The organism is Chryseobacterium indoltheticum, from assembly GCF_003815915.1.
Classification (GTDB): Bacteria; Bacteroidota; Bacteroidia; order Flavobacteriales; family Weeksellaceae; genus Chryseobacterium; species Chryseobacterium indoltheticum.
The window spans coordinates 3,951,796-3,971,707 of the sequence record NZ_CP033929.1; the positions used below are offsets into that span (position 1 = coordinate 3,951,796).

Here is a 19,912-nt window from a genome sequence, read left to right on the forward strand (position 1 = left end):
AATGAAAAAGACATTTTAAAAATTAAAATTAGTAAGTAAATTAAAAAGTTTTTAGCCTTAAATATTAACTAATTTTAATACAATTTACTGGCTATAATTTGCTAATTATCACCGATAAGACAGGATTTTCATTTGAAATTGAAAGATCTAAGCTTCTAAATGAAGCAAAATTTTCCACAAAATGAAAATAGGAAGTAAAAAACATCTCAAAATACATTTGCATGACTAAAAAAAAGACAAAATATACCTGAAAAACTACCATAAAATTTTCAATAAAAAAGACCTAAATTACTTTAGGTCTACTGGAATATGGCTTAGTAAATTATAGTTTTAATAATACATCGAAAAACGTTCTATTATTAAATTTGTAAATGATTAATAATTATACAGTCACCAATCTTTCATTATATTTACTTCTTACTTTTTAATAAATTTTATTGCTTTTTCCTGATCTTTTAGTTGCAAAATGTATTGCCCTTTTGCAAGTTCCTGTACTGCAATTTCGCCTTTCTTGATCTCGCCAGACTTTACCAGCTGTCCCACAGCATTGTAGATAACAAAAGAAGAATTATCTGCCCCGTCTAAATGAATGATATCCGTAGCAGGATTTGGATATAACTTGATCGATTTTGACTTTACAATGTCGCTCGTTCCAAGCGTTGCTGCAGGAAGTATAAGGCTTTGTGCATAGGTTAAAGGATCAGCATTTGGAACAGATGTTTTTTCTTCTTTAAACACAATTACACCTCTGTTATTAACAGGCTTTAAAATATTAATATAACTTTTAGGTCTATTTAAAGTAGCCATTGGAATATATTGTTGAGACCAAGCAAAGTTTCCATTATCATCCAGCAAAACAGCGTTTAATGATGTCGAAATCGGTGCGGCACCATTTATTTTTTCTACTACAAAATAGGGTTTTCCATCAGCTAAAAACAAATCGCCCGTATGCATCATAATATCAGATGATATAGGAAAAACTTGTTTCGCATTGTCTGTAAAGAGTCTATTTCCAGTAGCTTTGTCAAATTTTTGTACATATTCTCCTCCCGTTCCTTGTGCGCTACCAGTATAATTTGCAATTGCCCATATATTTTGAGAACCGGGAACAAAAGCTACTTTAATATTTTTTTCAAAGTTAGTTTGGTTGGTATCAAAATCAACCCCATTTACTCCCCAAGGTAGACTACCATCAGGGTTTACTCTCTGTAAATATGAGTCGAATCTGTTATTCTGCCCGCTTGAGTAACCATAATAAACATTACTTCCATCTGCAAAACCAGAAAAAGTTGTTGTAGGAACGGTTGTTTGTGTGCTAATTTGTTTTGCACCATCTGCCCACATAATAGTTCCGTTTAAATCTAATTTTTGAGCAAATAAATAGCTGATCTGAGCTGTTGCCATTTTATGAAAAATAATTTCTACTTCATTATTTCCTAACTCATAAATATCTGCAGGAAGAGTTCTTTTTGTAGTATCATTAGAAACTATTTCCACTGGATTTGCCCATACAGGCTGTCCAGCAGCATTGAATCTTTGCATCTTTAAATAAGGCTGACTATACTGACCGTGAGCTGTTATAATATCGCCATTTTTCAAAGGGAGAATTGAAGGAGGAAACCCTTCGCCTATATTAATACCGTTCGCCCAGACAGAAGTACCTTGAGGACTGATTTTAAAAACATGTACAGATTTTGTAGTACCAGTACCACTTACCCCCAGATACACATTATTTGAAGAATCTGCTACTATTTTACTAATTGCGGTATATGTACTCATAGGAATTGTATTGCTCAGCATAATACCATTTGTTCCTAATTGCTTATTACCGTTCTCATCTAGAATTTGAAGCCACAATTCATAATTTGCCGGAGCTGCTACTTGTTTCCAATATCCGATAAACGTTTTACCATCATTAGTTGTTGTAGAGAATGAATATCCGTTTCCGGTACCCACTACAAATAAGTTTTGATCAGTATTAGGATTCCATTGTGCGTATGATGCAGAAATCATGAACCCTGTACATAATAATGTAATTAATTTTTTCATATTCTCTATTATTCTTTTTTCTAGAACAAAGGAATAAAGTATTATCAAAGTATAATTGCAAAATATTACACAGTTACCACCTATAGACTAAAAATCCTCCACACATGAACCACACACCCGAGCCTAAATATTTAAAATACAACCAATTAGAAATCATCAAGGTATTTCGACAAATCTTCTTTTGTATTGGTAAGATCTAATTTTTTTCGCAATCTTGTGCGTGAATTTTCTATGGTCTTTGGAGTAACATTCAATAAATTTGAGATCTCTTTAGTAGATAATCGTAGCTTTAACATTGCTGCCAGTCTTTTATCGTAATTGGTAAGATTCTGGTGTTTCTGTTCTAAATTTTTATAGAACGATTCATGAATCTGTAAAAAATGATATTCAAAATCTTCCCAGGTATTTGGCTTTACACTTATTTTAATCTCATTTATAATTTCTGAAATTTCTTCAGCATGCTGATATTTTGTTTTCAGCGCATTTACCTTTTCGAGGATAGATTTAAAAATAGAATCAACTTTTTGTTGCTCCATTGATTGATATACCAATAATTTTTCTTTCATGTGGTTATCAAACTCCAGTTCTTTTTCTCTTGCCTCGATCAGTTTTTTCTCAAGATTTAAAGCTTCAGTTTTATTTCTATAGTTGATTGTGTATAAAATGCAGATCACAACGATCAACAGAAAAACTACCAGAATAATGATATAAACCAGATTTCTCTTTTCTTGTTTTAAGCCATTTACCTTTTGTTTTAGCTCATATTCATGCTGAGCTTTTATTCTTTCTACGTTTACAGCTTTTTCCTCAATATTCAGCATTTCTCTTATTGAATCATATTTTTTAAAAGCAACAGCTGCATTTTTATAATCATCATTAAGAAGATAGGCATTATATAAATTATCTAAGTATCTTATATTATTAAAATCTACAGAATTTTTTTGAGTAAAATCACCAGTTTTCTCGGCATATAATAATGCTTTTGGAGCGTTACGCCGCTCGATGTAAAAAGCTGCCAGATTATAGTTGACATTATAGTTGGCTTCTGTATCGGTGATCTTATTTTGCTCTAAAATATCTTTGGCCTCCAGCAAATAATTTTCTGACTGGCTATATTCTTTTTTACTAAAGAAGAGCTTGCCAAGATTTGACATTACAAATGCTTTTAAAGCAGGATCATCATGATCTTTAAAAATAACCTGACTTTTCTGAAAATAATATTGGGATGAGTCGTATTTAGATAATGTAAAATAAGCATTGCCCAGATTATTCAGAGCCTTGATCATTCCATCTTTATTATTTTTCTTCTCGTAAAAACCTAATGTAATTTTATAATACTTAATAGCTCTTTGAGGATCATTAAGCTGCGCATAAATGAAAGCAAAAAAACTATTCACCTTGGCTAATTTTTCAAAATCCTTTTTTTCAGTAAATATAGTATGAGCTTTGGTGCTATATTCTAATGCTTCGTCAAAATGATTCATATCAATATAAACCTGAATCGTACTAAGATAAAAATCTCCAAGATCTTTCTCTGAAACTATTTTTTTAGCTTTTTGAATATATAGATCTGCTTTCTTTACGTTTTTATACTTTACTTGATTAGCCGAATCTATGAAAGTTGCATAAGAATTTTCATTTTGTGCATTGCAAAAATGTGACAGCGTAAAAAATATTAAAACAGAAAATAGTTTTCTTTTCATCATTTACATTTACTAGAAAATAATCCCAATTGGGATAGAATTTTAAATTCTTATTTAAATTTATAAAATATATTTTAATACGGAGTATAAATAGACGGTTTAAATAGATTATTATATGTTTTACTGTAAATACCACATACTATTTGTCTGAAAGTCTCGCAATACTTCTATTCAATATATAAAAGAACAAATTTTGTAGGCTTCAAAGTTTTAGAATTGATCAAAATATTGATATTTTTTCACAAATAAAAAAACCGCAATCAATGATTGCGGTTTAATATTGTAGCGAAGACGGGAATTGAACCCGTGACCTCAGGGTTATGAATCCTGCGCTCTAACCAACTGAGCTACCTCGCCGTTTTGGTGGTGCAAATATATAAAATATTCTACATCCTCCAAAATTATTTTACATTAAAATATTGCAAAACATCACCTACATGATTGGGCTTGCTGATAATCTTATTGTTAGCATCTAAAATAAAATACGTTGGTGTTGCGTGAATATTATAAATTTCGGCAAAAGAACTGTTCCACCCTCTCAATTCTGAATCATTGATCCAAGGGAATGCAGCAATTTTTGTGGTATACGCATTTTTATCAGTATCTAAAGACAAACCGATGATCTGAATATTTTTTGCCTGCAGATCTTTGTATTTGGTTAAAAGTTGTGGTAGCTCATTTTCACAATGCGAACAGGTCGAAGACCAAAAAACGATTACTTTCTTATCAGCTTTTACATCAGCAATTGATTTTGCATTGGTATTTACCGCAGAATGAAATTTATAGGCCGGGAAAACTGCACCAATATCTGTAGCAGCATTAGACTTTAAGGTAGAAGCTAAACGATCGGTAATGGTACATTTTAAATTCTTGGCTACTGTAAGATATTTAGTTTTAAATTCAGTCATATCATACACGTCGAAAATATCAATTAACTCTGAAAGCACAGTCTGGCCTCTAGGTGTTTCAACATTCAATGTATTAATTAAAGTATCCACAGAGGTATTAACATTAGTATTTCCACCTACATTAAGATACGACACGAGGATAGGACGTAGAAGAGACGAGCTCTCTAACATATCGTTTGATTTATCGATAAAATTTACAATTTCTTCTTTGGTAACTTTCTTTGCAGGATTATTAGAAAGAAATTTATTATAATTGGTATTATAATAATAAACAAACGGGTGTTTTTCCTGGTCGATACTGCCAGTGCCTGAGAGCCTTCCCATTTCACTGATTAATGCCTTCCCAAATTCTGTATTGTCTTTATAATATTCTTTAATTTGAACCAATGCAGGAAGAATTATTTCTTTTTTCTGAGAAGACTCCTGAATAGCATTCATCAACTCATTTGATTCATCCTGATAGATGACATTCTGAATTTTATTGGCCTTCGTTTCAAGTTTGATATTGATATTTTTATTTTCAGAAATAAAACTTACAGAATTGTTGGTATTGGGAAAATACACTTTCATCATCCCTGAATAATTAGTGGGATACTTAAATGTCCATACATTACCTTTACTTTTTTCTTTGGTAAAAATAATATCTTTGGAACCATTCAATGTATACAAAACAGCTTCTTGCTCATTAAAATCCGGCTGCGACTGGATATTTACAGAAAACTGTGCGTTCATTGAAAATGCCAACAGCATTCCAGACAATACAAATAACTTTTTCATAGTGTAAAAATAAAAAAACTCTCCGACTAATCAGAGAGTTTCAAATATTTTAATTTAATTTTTATATTTTTTGAGTTTTGTATTTTTTAGCAAAATAAGCAATTGCCAAAATTGCAACAATCATTAATACATAAACATACATATCTATTGGAGAAGTTACATCACAGGGTGGAGAATCCTCTAGACCGCACGGAGCACCAGGCGTATCTTGAGCCTTTACAATGCTAATAGCTAATATAGAAAATATCAAAAATATTTTTTTATCAAAAAATCTCATTATACCGCTTGTTTTATTTGATTAATATTTTTGTATTTACAATATTTCCGTCATTCCCAACAACTTTTACTACATATACTGTTTTTAATGTAGAATCAAGTCTGATCACATAGTCAGCATCAGCTTTTACTGATTTTTCTGAAATAACAAGCTTTCCACTTGCATCGAAAACTTCAACTGAAGCAGACTTCCATGCCGGATCAAATCTAACGATATAATTTTTGATATTAGGATTGTATACAACTACCGTTCTAGATAGTGGTTTAGCCTCGTTAGTGTCTAATGTAACATTTTGAGGTGCGCCATAATACAGACCATAGCTAGAATTTGTTACAGGAATCACATCACCTTGACTAATTTGCACTGCCTGTCCATTTGCTACAGTATAATAGAAACCAGTACCACCAGACAATAAATGCGTAGCAGCAGGAACTAAATTAACGTTATCTCTAATTTCAAATTTTAGAGAGGCTACATTTTGTCCGAAAACACTTAGGTCAATTCTTTTCCCAAGATAATTTGACTCATTTGCTTCATTAATATATAATCTGTAAGCAGAAGAATAGTTAGGATCAATACTACCATTAGCAGTTTCTTCAAATGTCTGAATGATTGCAGAGGTAGTAGTCATTGCCTGTACCGAATTTACATGAGCATCTGGAATATTACCTGTGGTAAAATGTGGAGCCACAACATAATATGTTTCTCCGATCTGATTACCATTGGCATCTAACGCCAAAACACCTAGCTGCTTAATATTTCCTGTATTTGTATTTTTAGCAGCAGTTACGCTATATGAAGTACCTTCGACTCTTGGAGCACTACTGAATCTTCTAAGATTATCAAAATCCATCTGTTGAGGAGTAGCATCTCTCAATTTAACCTTAAATGTCCCCAAGGGCTTCACTACTAAAGCGGCAGTAAGACTGCCCATTGGTTTGTGTGTACCTGGATCAAAAGTTACCATCTGAGGGCCAGCATAAGAAGTTGTACCTCCTGTAGTGTTATTAAAGGTAACACTTTGCGGATCAACAACGATACCCCAAATATTATTAAATGCATTATTGTCATTAACAGATCCAGCCTCAGTAAAACCAATCATAGATAAATCAATGTTAGTTAAATATGGATTTGAAAACTGATAAAAGAATTGACCAAAACTACTTGTTGTTACGTTCCACGGAGTAGCATTATCAAAAGGATCATAAATATACGTATTGTACTTTTCCTGGTAAATATTTCTATTATTACCACCCGCTCCAAATGTTGCCGGAATAGATGATGGAGTTAGAGACATTGTATTACCACCAGTTATCCCATCTGCATAAGGCACTCCTTTTACCGTATGTAATGTAGCAGGATTCAAGGCTGAAGCTCCCAATGTAAAATAAGCAGTTCTGTCCGCCGCAGTTGTAGCCGAAGCAACATCTATCGTAATACCTGGAGTATTAAGACTTGTAATTGGTGAATTCGGAATAATAGAGCCATCAAACCTACGATTGGCATTGCTCCACTTAAGAATTTCTCTGCCCTGCCATCTTAAATTATTAAAATTCCCAGCCAACTCAGTACTAAGGCTCGAGAAGGTTTTCCCAATAAAAGGAATACCAATTTGCTGATAAGCACCGTGTTTTGTAGCAGCGTACTCCTTATCAACTACACCTGTAATATTACCTTGGGCAATACCTTTAATGTACAGCTGACCATAAGGAGAAGTAACTGGCGAAGCAGTATCGTTAATTCTTATAATTATATTAGATCCATCAAACTTATTTGATGCATCTGGATTAATGGTTTTCACCACATCAGAACCGCTGCCTACTACCATCATGTTTCCGTGCAAATCAATATTGCCGGAGCCTCTGGTTTGAAGACCTCCACCGTTATAAACGAGGGTTCCGTTACTTACATACATTTTAGCTGTGTCATCTACGTGAAGTAGAACCGTCTGCGCCTGAACAGATAAACCGGTTGCTAAAATCCCGATTGTTAATAAATTTTTTTTCATTGATGTATATTGTTTTTTTGTGTTAAAAAAAAATATTCGGTGTAAAGATATGACTTTTTTCTAAAAAAAAATTAAAATCACTTATTAATCAAAATATTATCTTTAGAAAGTACAATTTCGTCTTGCTCCCCTACCGTAAACATATAATCTTCCAAAACCTTCTCCGTAGTTCCACGTAATCCTCTGGCTCCCAAACCTTTTTCCATCGTTTCATCGACAATAATTTCTACAGCTTCATCTGTGAACACCAGTTTTGTACCGTCCATTTTAAAAAGTTCTACAAACTGATTGATAATAGAATTCTTTGGCTCTTTCATGATTCTTATCATCGTCTCTTTGGTCAGTTTTTCGAGATAGGTAATAATTGGAAATCTTCCCAAAAGCTCAGGAATTAATCCAAATGAGCGAAGATCGATGGCATTAATATTTTTTAAAACATATTCGTCTTCTCCTACATTATTGATCTTTTCTGCACTGAAACCAATCGCCTGCTTATTCATTCTTCTTTCGATGATTTCTTTAATACCATCAAAGGCGCCTCCGGCAATAAATAATATATTCTGAGTATTTACCTGAATATATTTTTGATCAGGATGTTTTCTACCTCCCTGCGGCGGAACATTCACGATACTTCCTTCCAAAAGCTTCAACAAACCTTGTTGCACACCTTCACCAGAGACATCTCTCGTAAGACTCGGATTATCAGATTTTCTTGCAATTTTATCGATCTCATCAATGAAGACAATTCCTTTTTCTGCTTTTTCTACATCATAATCTGCAACCATCAAAAGCCTCGAAAGAATACTTTCAACGTCTTCACCTACATATCCTGCTTCCGTTAAAATCGTCGCATCAACAATACAGAAAGGAACATTAAGCTCTTTGGCAATGGTTTTAGCCAAAAGCGTTTTTCCTGTTCCCGTTTCACCAATCATGATGATATTTGATTTCTCAAGCTCTACTTCCCTGTTTTCATCTTTCGCATGAAGCAATCTTTTATAATGATTGTACACCGCAATTGCCAGTTGTTTTTTAGCCTGATCTTGCCCGATAACGTATTGGTTTAGAAACTCTTTTATTTGTTTTGGTTTTTTTAGTTCGTCAATAGACTCAGCCGGTGAAAACCCCGCTGGCGAAACCGTATCTTTTACAATCGAATGTGCCTGCTCTATACAGTTTTCGCAAATAAAGCCATTCTGTCCCGAAATCAGCATTTGTACTTCATTTCTCTTCTTACCACAGAAAGAACATTGGTTTGGATTCATTTTTATATAATATATTATGTAAAGAAAATCGTAAAAAATTTCTTTTTTACGACCTTCTTTATATTGTTAAGAATTAATAATTAAATTTTGTATTTCGGAATATTCTTCCGCTGAAAGTTTTAATCTTTCGTTTCGAAAATTCATCTCTTCCACTTTATTTAACGGAATCAGATGAATGTGGGCATGGGGAACTTCGAGTCCCACTACAGCAACTCCCACTCTTACACACGGAATTGCACTTTTTACTTTTTTAGCAACTTCCTGAGCAAAAGCCCAAAGATTTTTGTATTCTTCAGTCTCCAAATCAAAAATAAGATCTACTTCTTTTTTTGGAACAACCAGTGTATGACCTTTTACCAAAGGCATTGCATCTAGAAATGCCACAAAATTATCGTCTTCTGCAATTTTATATGCAGGAATTTCTCCGTTGATGATTTTCGTGAAAATTGAGCTCATTTTTTAAAGTTGAAAGTTACAATTTTTGAGTTTTAAAGTGTTATTTCTAAAACTTCAAAAGATAATTTATTACCATTTGGAAGAACGATTTCTGCAGTTTCCCCAACTACTTTCCCCAACAGACCTTTTGCAATAGGTGTATTTACTGAAATTTTACCTGACTTCAAGTCGCTTTCGTTATCAGGAACCAATGTGAAGACCTGTTCTTTTTTGGTATCATTATTCAAAAGTTTTACTGTTGTAAGGATAGAAACTTTTGAAGTATCAAGCTGAGTTTCGTCGATTACTTTAGATGTGGTAACAATATCTTTAAGTTTAGAAATTCTCATTTCCAACATTCCTTGTGCTTCTTTGGCTGCATCATATTCTGCATTTTCAGACAAATCACCTTTATCTCTTGCTTCTGCAATCTGTTGAGTAATTTTTGGTCTTTCAATTTTCTCCAATTGCTCAAGCTCGGCTTTCATTTTATCTAATCCTTCCTTAGTTACATAGCTCGCCATAATTTTAAAATTTAGTTTTAGTATAAAAAAATAATCCGACATTTGCCGGACAATGTTTTTGCGTGTTAATCGTTATTGTTTTACAAATATATAAAAATTTATCTTCAAATGAAAAAAACTTTCTCATTCATATCAATTTTCATCTTGCTGACATTCAGCTTTTTAAATATAAACTCATGCAGTAATCGGGATGATACAGTAAGCTGTTTTCCTAATTCTACAATCAACGTAAATTTAAACCTGAATCTGGCAGCTTATAATGACCTTAACTTTGTGGGGCAGCCTATTTACATAGACGAACAACAGTCTGGCACAAGAGGATTAATTGTTGTGAGAACCCTCGACAATCCTGCTACTTTTAAAGTATATGACAGAAATGCACCTCATCTTTGCCCGGATAACAACACTACTTTGGAAGTAAAAGACAATTTGTATATCATCTGTCCAAAAGACAATTCTAAATGGTTTCTTAATAATGGCTCTCCAGCTCAAGGAGCAACAACAGGACTTCCTCCAAAAATGTATTTTTGGAACTATGATGCAGGCACAAAGAATCTAAGCTTATACAATTAATGAAGGTAGTAATACAAAGAGTTTCTGAAGCTTCGGTAAAAGTTGATGGAATTGTGGTGGGTGAAATAAATAAAGGCTTTATGCTCTTGATCGGGATTGACGAAAACGATGAAAAAACAGATGCAGACTGGCTTGTACAAAAAATTTTGAACCTCAGAGTTTTTAGTGATGAAAATGACAAACTTAATTTGTCTGTTAAAGATATTAACGGAGAGATTTTGTGCATCAGTCAATTTACCTTAATTGCTGATTACAAAAAAGGCAACAGGCCATCTTTTATAAAAGCAGCAAAACCTGACAAAGCAATTCCGCTTTTTGAATACTTCAAGGAAGAGCTTTCAAAATCTTATTTACGAATAGAGAGTGGCATTTTCGGAGCAGACATGAAGGTTTCGTTAATAAATGACGGCCCAGTCACCATTGTAATGGACTCTTTTACAAAACAATAATACTTAGCAATTGTCTCTTTCTAGTGAAATAATAATGTCCAATAGATTAATTCTATTAAATTCACAAAAATAGCCGTAAAAACACTGTAAAAAATACCGTATTTTCCCTAATATTTGAATATACCGCAGTAAAAGTCATCTTTTATCAAATACATACTATTTTTTTTCTCTAATTTTATGTACCAAAACTAGATTACTATGAAAAACTGCTACCTTATCGTAGCCCTATTGATAATGGGCTGCCATATAAATGCACAAGTGGGTATCAACACAGATAATCCCAAGTCGACATTGCATGTTCAAAAGAGAGCCGAGCTCACTTATCCGGATGGTATAATCCCGCCGAGAATTTCCGGGGATTCACTAAGACTGAAAGAAGCAGCCTATACAGTTGCTCAAAATGGAGCTATCGTTTACGTAACAAGCCCTATAACCACCCCTAACCCAAGTGATTTTCCTAAAACTCAGGATGTGATTACTACAGGTTTCTTTATGTATGATGCATATTATACCCACCCCAATAGTACCCAAGGTGTCTGGAATAAAGTTCTCGCAAATGATTTAGGAATGTCTAAAGCAACGTATGCGGCAAAATTTACTGGAAATCTTTCTCTTGTCAATATAAGCCTTGGCCTATTCAGCAGTACATTTAATTATCTGCCGTTAAGTACTTCGGGTAGTACGGTTACTACTGAAATTGCATCTTCACAAATTATAAATAACGAATACATAGTGCCTTCTACAGGTATTTATCATATCGATTACAGCTTTAGAACAGGGCAAGGAGTTTCTGCTCAGCTTTTATCGAATAATCCGCCAGGAATCGCTATCGTAAAAACAGTAGGAGCAGGAGGAACAGCTGTAAGTACACTTTTAGATTACAGGGTATTCGGAGGTGTAAATCTATTAGATCTATCCGGCATACTGGGACTAAATCTCGTTGTAATCAATATAACACTTACCCAAGGACAAATAAGTCATATTTACAAACTCAATGCAGGAGACAGACTACGATTTGGCCTAGTACAAGGCGGGCTTAATTTAGGAGCTATATCAGACAAGTCTGCAGAGCTCTCAATTTATAAAATCAGGTAACACAAATTCATCATAATAAAAAAAGCTTTCTTAAATATAAGAAAGCTTTTGATGTTTTTGTTAACTAACTACTTTATCGTACAGGTACACTGCTGAAATTTAATGCAACTTTCAGATTCATATCAGAGCTTGTCTGGTTCTTCAATTCGTAAACAGTTCTTACCGTTAAGCCTGAACTTTTTACTACAGTATCCAGAAAGCCGGTATCATTTAAATCTAAATTTAAACTTGAAGAATTGGTATCAATAGCGGATCTCGAAGCCACCAATTTTTCGCCAGTTCCGTTTGAAGAAATATAGATTTTCACAGATTTCAAAGCACTTAGGTTACCACCAACTGGTGAAGCAACAGAAATTTTAGCATCTGAAATTCTTACATCTTTAATTTGCGCATTGTTGTTTCCGCCCACCCAAGTCTGCACATTTGATGCAGTGGCAGTAGAAGAAACCTCTTTATTTGCAGGCACTCCCGTGGATACCAACACATTGGTGGTATAAGGAAATGTATTCTGTACAATAGACTGTACCGCACCACAACTTGCCAATGCCATTGTGGAAACTATTGCTAATGAAAATATATTTTTCATAATAATAAAATTTGAAAATTACATTTGCATAAACTATACCAATTTATTCTACTCTTACAGAAAACCGACCAATATTATCTCCATCTGCCATCAGATTCTTACCGATGATAAGCGCAACTTCTCCTTTGCCAGAAATTTTATACGAAATATCTCTTCCAAACGGACCGTCGTATTTTCCGTCTGGTGTTTTAATTTGATTAAAACGGATATTCATATTATTATTTTCAGGCATTATGGTCGCTTTCAGTTGATCTTTCTTATAGTTTGTTATTCTCACAACTACTTTTTGGATTTTATCTGTAAATTCACATTCTAATGTGCTTGGTAATCTTTCGCCATCAATCAATTTTACGATTTCACCATTTTGGGTGCTTCCATTTTCATCAGAATTAGAATGTACTGATTGCAAAGTATCGTTACTTTTATTGATTTTCGAAGAATCTAATGCTGAAGTGTTTTCGCGTTGTTCTGAAACGATAACCGAATCTGTTTTCCTTTCTTGAGAAGGAACCGCTTTTTTGCATGACACAATCAATAAAAGGCTTACTAATAAAACTGAATTTTTCATGACAATTTATTTTTGAATGGTTTCATAATAAAAAACTTTAGATAAAAATGTGGGCGAAATTCCTAACCTACTTTTTTCTAAAACTTGTTTTTTAAGGTCAATATCCTTTTTCTCTTCGGCGTATTTTAATAGATATTTTTCATTAAAATTAATCGAGTTTACATGATAATCGACCACAAAATCCGGACGTTTCATATTTTGAGAAGTGATGATTCCGCCCCAATTGATAAAACTGCATACTAAAACCATTCCATAAAAACACCAGCTCATCGAGTTGAAAAGAAATGCGTTTGTTTTTTGCTTCTGAATTTTCACAAAAGTCAATGTCAATCCTATCAAAGATAATGTCAGGAAAGCATAAACGCCAAGACGCTTGTAAGTAAAGCCTAAATTAACAATATATTCGGTGTTTTTCAACATTGCTGAAATGACCAAAACAGCATTCAGAACAATCCATATTTTTACTAAGTTTTTCAGCAAACCAGCTTTCGGATCAAAATTAAAATTTGACTTAAAGTAAAACAGAATCACCAAAATCGCCATTACAATCGACACGATTACTGCGCCTACTCTTTCGTGCGTTTCGTCAGAAAGTTGACTCGGTGTTTTTATGATTTCGTAAAACTGCTCATAGTTAAACGTTATGATAAAAAACAGCAACAAAATATTTAATGAAATGAAAGAAATCACACCGCTCATTCTTTCAGTATTCAGATCTAAAAAAGAATAGGTTGGTTTTTGAATTTTGTGCTGATTCCGAAAATCATTACTCAAAATATGATTTTGCTTGTAGATCATTTTTTCTACATAATAATTCCAATAATTAAAGGCGATAAAAAATCCTAAGACAGAAATACAGAACAATTGCCAAACATTAATATTCAACTGAAAATCGGTAAAAAAGCCTGCAAAATGATCACTTCCCATGGAATAGACTCCAAAAAAAACTGAAATTAAAATAAGAGGAATTCCTACAAATGCCAACGCTTTTTGCCAGACTCCAGACATATTTCTTTTCGGAAGCCAATCGTCAAAACTGAAAATTCGGCATATAAATGTGAAGCCATTGACTATAAAAACAGGAATCAGCAACAGGATTTTCAGACGTTTGTTTTTTGATCTGAAAGAAAGCAGCAAAAGTGAAACTACCAATACCAGAAACGAGCTAAAATCGCCGAACCAAGCAAAAGCTATACTCGACAGAATACTTGTTGCAAAAAGTAGAAAAAACGTTTTGCTGCGGTTTCTATCCGGGGTTTTAATAAGCGTTAACACTGAGTATAGAACGCCTAAAATACCAAGATTCAGACCTACATTTTCGTTATAAAATAAAACGATAAATGCGATGGTGCTAAGAAATATATAGTGATGTGTTTTCATGAAATTGAGGTTAAGGTTAAGGTTAAGATTGAGTTTAAAGCTGAGGTTGAGGTTGAGATTAATAGTAGACCGGAGTTTCTTTTTGTCTGAAAAAATCCTGAATATTTTCAAAATTTTGCCATAATAAAGATTCGAAATCGATGTGGTGAAATGCTCTCATATTTTTTCCTTTTTGATAGGCATTGCGATACATTTTATAGTATTCCGGAAGAATAATACTTCCTAAAACCACCGCTGCCAAAAGATGGGCATTGAGTTTTCCGTTTCCGAGAAGAAGGAACTGCATCGCAATTTCATCTTCGAAGTTGGTTCCGCAACCTGTTAATAAATGATGTACATCGTGGTTTTCCATTTTAGGAATCATTGTAAAACCGTGCTTTTTATAAAACTCACCCAATTTTCGGCCTAAAGAATCTTTGTGAAACTCCAGCAATTGTTTTTCATTAAACTGCCATTGTCTTTTTTTCTTTTTGAAATATGTTCTGTAGAGTTTTTGTGTTTTGTCGTAAACAAAAAGAAGGAATTGAACGCGTAATTTTTTCATAGTTTATGTATTTTAATAATAGTTTAAAAAGTAAGAGATTACACCCATTAAAGGAACTAAAAAAGGTAAAGAGACTGAAAACCAAAAGCCTAAATTGAATAGATTTTTTCGAAAGTCATCTGTATTTTCTTTGTTATAATTAAGGTCATGTTTAACGCCTAAGGAATAAAATAGATTAGCAAAAGAAATCATTACTAAATAGCCGATGCCTTGGAAAAAAATCGTAAATAATGTAATTTCAAAATCTTCATCATAAGGCATTATAAGATTTACTCCAACAATGACATAAAGAACAAATGCAATAATTCCTGAGATAAACAATCCTAAAGTATAGAGGTATCTTTTCTCATTCCACCATTCTCTAATTTGAGATTCTGTAAGACTTGAAGATGAGCTCATATTGTATTTTTCAGGTAATTAAAACCCAATTAGAAAAACCCCTAGATAGAAATACAGAATTGCAATTGGAATATTTATACAAATAATTAATGATGCTTTTATACAGTCTTTTAAGTAGGATTTATTAAATAATCCATAAATAATTAGTAACGCAATCACAACTAAATTAACTGGAGCTGCAAATAATAAGAGTACAAATCCATAGGAAGCAAAAGCCTCAATTTTAGTAAGTATATATCCAAAAAGGCAAATATTTCCTAATATGAATGAGAGCCAAAAGGATATTTTCCCTACAGTAAGAATATCTTGATTTTTCATCTTTAAAATTTTAAGCTTGAATTAAAGTAAATACCGTTATTTCTGGACGCACCATGAAACGCACTTGAAAAGAATGGCCTAACGCACGGTTGATATACAACATTCTTCCGTCTCCTAAATCAATTTCACCAGAAACATATTTCTTATTTTCTACCGGAAGAATTGGCGTAATGACTCCGGGAATTCGGCATTGTCCGCCGTGAGTATGTCCACTCAAAATCCAGCCTTTATAACCGTTCCAGACATCTTTGTCGCAAACATCGGGATTGTGGCAAAGTACAAGATTGGCTTTTTCGGGAATGTAATCTTTCATCACCTTCATGGGATCAAAATTGGGAGACCACAAATCATCAAAACCTATAATATTCAATCCGTGAGATTCTGTTTGCTCATTTTTAAGCATTGTGACGCCATTGTTTTGGAGAATTCGATGAATCTCTGCTGAAGAACCCAAATCTTTCCAGTTTTTTCCGTAGTCGTGATTTCCGAGAATTCCGAAAGTGCCCAACTTTCCGTAAACTGCTTTTGCCATTACTTTTTCTAAATTTTTATGATCTTCTTCTGTTCCATGATTTACGTAATCACCAGAGTACACCACAAAATCCGGATTAAATTCTTTTGCTTTCTGGAAAGATTCAATTAAAAAATTCCAGTCGAATCTGTCTCCTACATGTAAATCGGAAATCTGCATGAGAATTTTTCCTTCCAATTCTTCAGGTAAATTTTTTATTGGAAGTTTTCGTTCTACAAATTCTACCCAAAAAGGCTCAATTTGCCAAGAATAAAGAAAAGGCAAAGCACCGACTGCCGAAAGCTGTAAAAGTCTTTTTAGAAATTTTTTCCTAGTCATGATTTATATATTACTTGAAATAATTTTAAGCTCTCAATATAAAACTAACTTCCGGCGAAAGGTGTTCCGAAAAGACCTACTGCAAGCTCCACCCAAGTAAAAATCAGTATAAACAAAACCACGATGCATAGAAAGATTTTATAGGTTTGGTTTTTTACAATCCGACGAATTAGATCGATAATAATTGCCGTTCCGAATAAAAGTATACCGCCAATAAGAAAATCGGAAGGAGACCAGTTGAATTCTTTAGAGAATAGATTCCCAAGTACCGCAAACACTAGTATTAAGGCGGGTAGAGAATAAATCATTGTTGTTTTTTGTTTTTGTGTCATCATAATATTTAATTTTATTTATTAAAAGTACTTTGTATTTCAAAGTTAATTTTCAAAAAAATATAGGTCTTATCTTCCTATTAATTTTTCTAATGCATCTAAATGTTCGGTAAACGCAGTTCTTCCTGACTGTGTTACACGGTATGAAGTCTTGGGCTTTTTGCCTACAAATTCTTTTTTCACCTCAATATAATTAGCTTTTTCTAAAGCATTGCTGTGACTTGCCATATTTCCATCTGTGATTTCAAGAAGGTTTTTCATTTCAGAAAAATCAACCCAGTCGTTGACCATAAGAACGGACATAATGCCCAATCTTACACGGCTTTCGAATTCTTTGTTGAGTTGACTGATGTTAATCATTGCTAATAGTATCTTAGTTAAAAAAGTCTTTTAGTTTTATTTATTTTGGTGATAATTTCTTATAGTTTTGATGTATCCATTCAATAATTTTCCAATTTCTCCACACGAATTAATAGCGTTTTCAAAGGTTATATCATTTATATAATTAAGGTCTCTTGCTAAAATTAAATAATACTTTACCTCTTGTAATGAACCTTCAGAATGAGAAATATAATTCAATTTATTTGGTAGGGTTTTCTTAGTAAATCCTTCTGCAATATTAGCTGGAATTGAAACAGCCGCTCGTCTTAATTGGCTTGTCAAAGCATAAGTTTCCTCTTTTGGAAATGCTGAACTTATTCTATAAGTCTCCAAAACAAATTCATGCGACTTTTGCCAAACAATCAAATCCCTAAACGAAATAATATTTCCCATATCAACTAACTAACTAACTAACTAACTAACTAACTAACTAACTAACTAACTAACTATTTATACTTCTTATGCATAATCAAGCCATACACAATATGCAAAACTCCAAAACCAATCGTCCAGGCAATTAATCCCCATCCCAAAAATAGAAAGGAAAGCAACCCAAGAATAATTTGGCAATAGCCTAAATATTTAATATCTGTCAAAGTATAGCGTTCTGCACTTACCAAAGCCAATCCGTAGAAAATTAATGTGGCGGGTGCTACTAAAACAAATAGATGATGATACAGCAACACGAGACAAAATAAACCACCTGTTACCAAAGGAACAGCGAATGTTACTAAAAGTCTTTTCGTGGTTGCATCCCAGATTTTCAATCCTTTCTTTTTGCTTTTATTGGCAGTGAGAATATACCCGCTAAAAATCGCAACGACCAAAATAACAGCTCCGATAAGAACGAGTTCTTTAACGAGTTCTTTCCCGAAAATATTTCTGTCGCCATCAAAATAATCAATTCCTTCTCTCTGAAAAACAAAGTAGACATAAACCGCTCCGATAATTGCCGCCAAACCAGCAACAACTCCGGATAATCCGCTTAATGAAATAAATCTTGAAGATCGCTCCATCATAGAACGAATATGCGATAAGTCTTCGTGATAGTTTTTTGACTCCATATAAAAAGAACTTTGAACTACAAAGTTATATTATATTTTGAAATGACAAAATGTTTTTTTATTTTTTTTTGCTCAATGCTTTCGCAACTTTATCAATTGTCAATCCCTGAATCAAAATACTAAACAAAACAACAAAGTAAGTAGCAATAAGAAGAACTTCTTTAGATGGGCTTTCTGGCAATGATAATACTAACGCAAGCGAGAGCCCGCCTCTTAATCCGCCCCAGGCAATAATTTTTGCATCATTTTTACCAATACCAATTCTTTTGGGAAGAATTTTTAACGGTAAAAAAACGACTAAAGTTCTTATAAAAAGCACAACAGCCACGGAAATTAACCCTAAATAAATATAGCTTTCTTCAAAATCTATCACAACAAGCACGAAAGCAATTATGATAAATAAAACAGCATTTAAGATAACGTCTACCAATTCCCAAAACTTGTGGACGTACTCCTGTGTAATATCGCTCATCGCAACAGAAGTACGGAAATTCCCTACAATAAGTCCCATCACAACCATAGAAAGAGCACCTGAAATATGGAAATAATTGGCAAAATAATATCCGCTCATCACAAATGCGAGCGTAAGTAATATTTCGGTTTCATAATGATCGATAGATTTTAAAAAAAGATACAAAATATATCCTAAAATTACACCCCAGATAATGCCTCCGATCGCCTCCTGAAGAAACAAAACGCCGAAATGTGAAAAGCTGAATTCTCCTGTTTTCAAAGTATCTAAAAGTGCGATAAAAACAACAACTCCGATTCCGTCATTAAATAAGCTTTCTCCAACAATGATAGATTCTGTTTTTTTGGGAACTCCTGCTTTTTTCAGAATACCCAAAACTGCAATAGGATCTGTAGGCGAAATCAGAGCCCCAAAAAGCAGACAGTAAATAAAGTTTATTTCGATTCCTAAAAAACCTGATATATAATAAGTAGCACCAGCAATAAGAATTGTAGACAACAAAACTCCCAAAATTGCGTAGTTGGCAATCGGCCTTATCTGACCTTTTATATCTTCCCAATCGGTATGCAAAGCGCCGGCAAAGAGAAGAAAACCGAGTAGAATATCAATTATAATTTTATCAATCCTTGCATTTTCAAAAAAAATTTCGACAGCACTCACATCAAACCCGAAGAGAAAGTGCGAAGAAATAATAGCGATCGATAATATGGTTGATAAAAAGAACAACCCAATAACGAAAGGCAATTTTATAAACTTCTGATTGATGTAAGCGAACAAAGCTGATAGACTTATGAGTAAAGTCAGTACTAAATATATGCTCATATAAATTGTAATTAATTATTTTAAAAGCCGGAAACTCAATAAGAGTATCCGGCTTTTAAATTATGGAAATTTTACAGATTGGCATAGATTAAGATTAATTATTTCTATGATTTGAAAGATCAAAATTAGATTT

General features: G+C 33.3%; 23 protein-coding genes and 1 tRNA gene. 3 read left to right on the forward strand and 21 right to left on the reverse strand.

Annotated features, from left to right (window positions below):
* Window positions 1-417: 417 nt before the first annotated feature.
* The 9 genes from EG358_RS18160 to greA form a co-directional block, all read right to left on the reverse strand.
* Window positions 418-2,049, reverse strand: coding sequence for a T9SS type A sorting domain-containing protein (locus EG358_RS18160; protein WP_076560040.1), 1,632 nt, complete (start codon window positions 2,047-2,049; stop codon window positions 418-420).
* 146 nt (window positions 2,050-2,195) lie between these two features.
* Window positions 2,196-3,752, reverse strand: a complete 1,557-nt coding sequence (locus EG358_RS18165) for a tetratricopeptide repeat protein (protein ID WP_164462488.1) — start codon at window positions 3,750-3,752, stop codon at window positions 2,196-2,198.
* Between the two features lie 283 nt (window positions 3,753-4,035).
* Window positions 4,036-4,109: transfer RNA gene (locus EG358_RS18170), tRNA-Met, on the reverse strand.
* A gap of 44 nt (window positions 4,110-4,153) precedes the next feature.
* Complete coding sequence (locus tag EG358_RS18175; RefSeq protein ID WP_076560044.1) at window positions 4,154-5,437, reverse strand: peroxiredoxin family protein; 1,284 nt, start codon at window positions 5,435-5,437, stop codon at window positions 4,154-4,156.
* 61 nt (window positions 5,438-5,498) lie between these two features.
* Window positions 5,499-5,714: a hypothetical protein gene (locus tag EG358_RS18180; protein ID WP_076560045.1), complete on the reverse strand. Its 216-nt coding sequence runs from the start codon at window positions 5,712-5,714 to the stop codon at window positions 5,499-5,501.
* Window positions 5,715-5,727: 13 nt separating this feature from the next.
* The gene (locus EG358_RS18185) at window positions 5,728-7,722 is read right to left on the reverse strand and encodes a T9SS type A sorting domain-containing protein (RefSeq protein ID WP_076560047.1); all 1,995 of its coding nucleotides are present in this window, start codon (window positions 7,720-7,722) and stop codon (window positions 5,728-5,730) included.
* Window positions 7,723-7,799: 77 nt separating this feature from the next.
* The gene (gene clpX, locus EG358_RS18190) at window positions 7,800-8,987 is read right to left on the reverse strand and encodes an ATP-dependent Clp protease ATP-binding subunit ClpX (RefSeq protein ID WP_076560049.1); all 1,188 of its coding nucleotides are present in this window, start codon (window positions 8,985-8,987) and stop codon (window positions 7,800-7,802) included.
* A 66-nt stretch (window positions 8,988-9,053) separates the two neighbouring features.
* Window positions 9,054-9,443: an HIT family protein gene (locus EG358_RS18195; protein WP_076560050.1), complete on the reverse strand. Its 390-nt coding sequence runs from the start codon at window positions 9,441-9,443 to the stop codon at window positions 9,054-9,056.
* Window positions 9,444-9,475: 32 nt separating this feature from the next.
* A complete protein-coding gene (gene greA / locus EG358_RS18200; RefSeq protein WP_076560052.1) occupies window positions 9,476-9,946 on the reverse strand; it encodes a transcription elongation factor GreA in 471 nt (156 codons plus the stop codon).
* A 108-nt stretch (window positions 9,947-10,054) separates the two neighbouring features.
* Here greA and EG358_RS18205 point away from each other — a divergent pair, with 108 nt between their 5' ends.
* From EG358_RS18205 to EG358_RS18215, 3 genes are all read left to right on the forward strand, one after another.
* Window positions 10,055-10,519 (forward strand): hypothetical protein, encoded by a 465-nt coding sequence (locus EG358_RS18205; RefSeq protein ID WP_076560053.1) that lies wholly within the window; start codon window positions 10,055-10,057, stop codon window positions 10,517-10,519.
* Window positions 10,519-10,968, forward strand: a complete 450-nt coding sequence (dtd, locus tag EG358_RS18210; RefSeq protein ID WP_076560055.1) for a D-aminoacyl-tRNA deacylase — start codon at window positions 10,519-10,521, stop codon at window positions 10,966-10,968. The genes EG358_RS18205 and dtd overlap by 1 nt, the downstream gene beginning before the upstream one ends.
* Window positions 10,969-11,166: 198 nt before the next feature.
* Window positions 11,167-12,063, forward strand: a complete 897-nt coding sequence (locus EG358_RS18215) for a hypothetical protein (RefSeq protein ID WP_076560057.1) — start codon at window positions 11,167-11,169, stop codon at window positions 12,061-12,063.
* Between the two features lie 73 nt (window positions 12,064-12,136).
* On the opposite strand, the gene EG358_RS18220 is transcribed toward EG358_RS18215, so the two are convergent.
* The 12 genes from EG358_RS18220 to EG358_RS18275 form a co-directional block, all read right to left on the reverse strand.
* Window positions 12,137-12,649, reverse strand: coding sequence for a hypothetical protein (locus EG358_RS18220; protein ID WP_076560058.1), 513 nt, complete (start codon window positions 12,647-12,649; stop codon window positions 12,137-12,139).
* Between the two features lie 43 nt (window positions 12,650-12,692).
* Window positions 12,693-13,217 (reverse strand): hypothetical protein, encoded by a 525-nt coding sequence (locus tag EG358_RS18225; protein ID WP_076560060.1) that lies wholly within the window; start codon window positions 13,215-13,217, stop codon window positions 12,693-12,695.
* 6 nt (window positions 13,218-13,223) lie between these two features.
* Complete coding sequence (locus EG358_RS18230) at window positions 13,224-14,597, reverse strand: DUF4153 domain-containing protein (RefSeq protein ID WP_076560062.1); 1,374 nt, start codon at window positions 14,595-14,597, stop codon at window positions 13,224-13,226.
* Between the two features lie 58 nt (window positions 14,598-14,655).
* Complete coding sequence (locus EG358_RS18235) at window positions 14,656-15,141, reverse strand: Coq4 family protein (RefSeq protein WP_076560063.1); 486 nt, start codon at window positions 15,139-15,141, stop codon at window positions 14,656-14,658.
* Between the two features lie 12 nt (window positions 15,142-15,153).
* Window positions 15,154-15,540 carry a hypothetical protein gene (locus tag EG358_RS18240; RefSeq protein WP_076560065.1) on the reverse strand — a complete coding sequence of 129 codons (387 nt, stop codon included), beginning with the start codon at window positions 15,538-15,540 and terminating at the stop codon, window positions 15,154-15,156.
* An 18-nt stretch (window positions 15,541-15,558) separates the two neighbouring features.
* Window positions 15,559-15,858: a hypothetical protein gene (locus EG358_RS18245; RefSeq protein ID WP_076560066.1), complete on the reverse strand. Its 300-nt coding sequence runs from the start codon at window positions 15,856-15,858 to the stop codon at window positions 15,559-15,561.
* Window positions 15,859-15,868: 10 nt separating this feature from the next.
* Entirely contained in the window at window positions 15,869-16,708 is an 840-nt protein-coding gene (locus EG358_RS18250) for a metallophosphoesterase (RefSeq protein WP_076560068.1), read from the reverse strand.
* A 44-nt stretch (window positions 16,709-16,752) separates the two neighbouring features.
* Window positions 16,753-17,043, reverse strand: a complete 291-nt coding sequence (locus EG358_RS18255; RefSeq protein ID WP_228421335.1) for a hypothetical protein — start codon at window positions 17,041-17,043, stop codon at window positions 16,753-16,755.
* A gap of 66 nt (window positions 17,044-17,109) precedes the next feature.
* A complete protein-coding gene (locus EG358_RS18260; RefSeq protein WP_076560069.1) occupies window positions 17,110-17,400 on the reverse strand; it encodes a winged helix-turn-helix domain-containing protein in 291 nt (96 codons plus the stop codon).
* A gap of 36 nt (window positions 17,401-17,436) precedes the next feature.
* The gene (locus EG358_RS18265) at window positions 17,437-17,814 is read right to left on the reverse strand and encodes a four helix bundle protein (protein ID WP_174565092.1); all 378 of its coding nucleotides are present in this window, start codon (window positions 17,812-17,814) and stop codon (window positions 17,437-17,439) included.
* Window positions 17,815-17,867: 53 nt separating this feature from the next.
* Window positions 17,868-18,485 (reverse strand): hypothetical protein, encoded by a 618-nt coding sequence (locus tag EG358_RS18270; protein ID WP_076560071.1) that lies wholly within the window; start codon window positions 18,483-18,485, stop codon window positions 17,868-17,870.
* Between the two features lie 58 nt (window positions 18,486-18,543).
* Window positions 18,544-19,779, reverse strand: a complete 1,236-nt coding sequence (locus tag EG358_RS18275; RefSeq protein ID WP_076560073.1) for a cation:proton antiporter — start codon at window positions 19,777-19,779, stop codon at window positions 18,544-18,546.
* Window positions 19,780-19,912 lie beyond the last annotated feature (133 nt).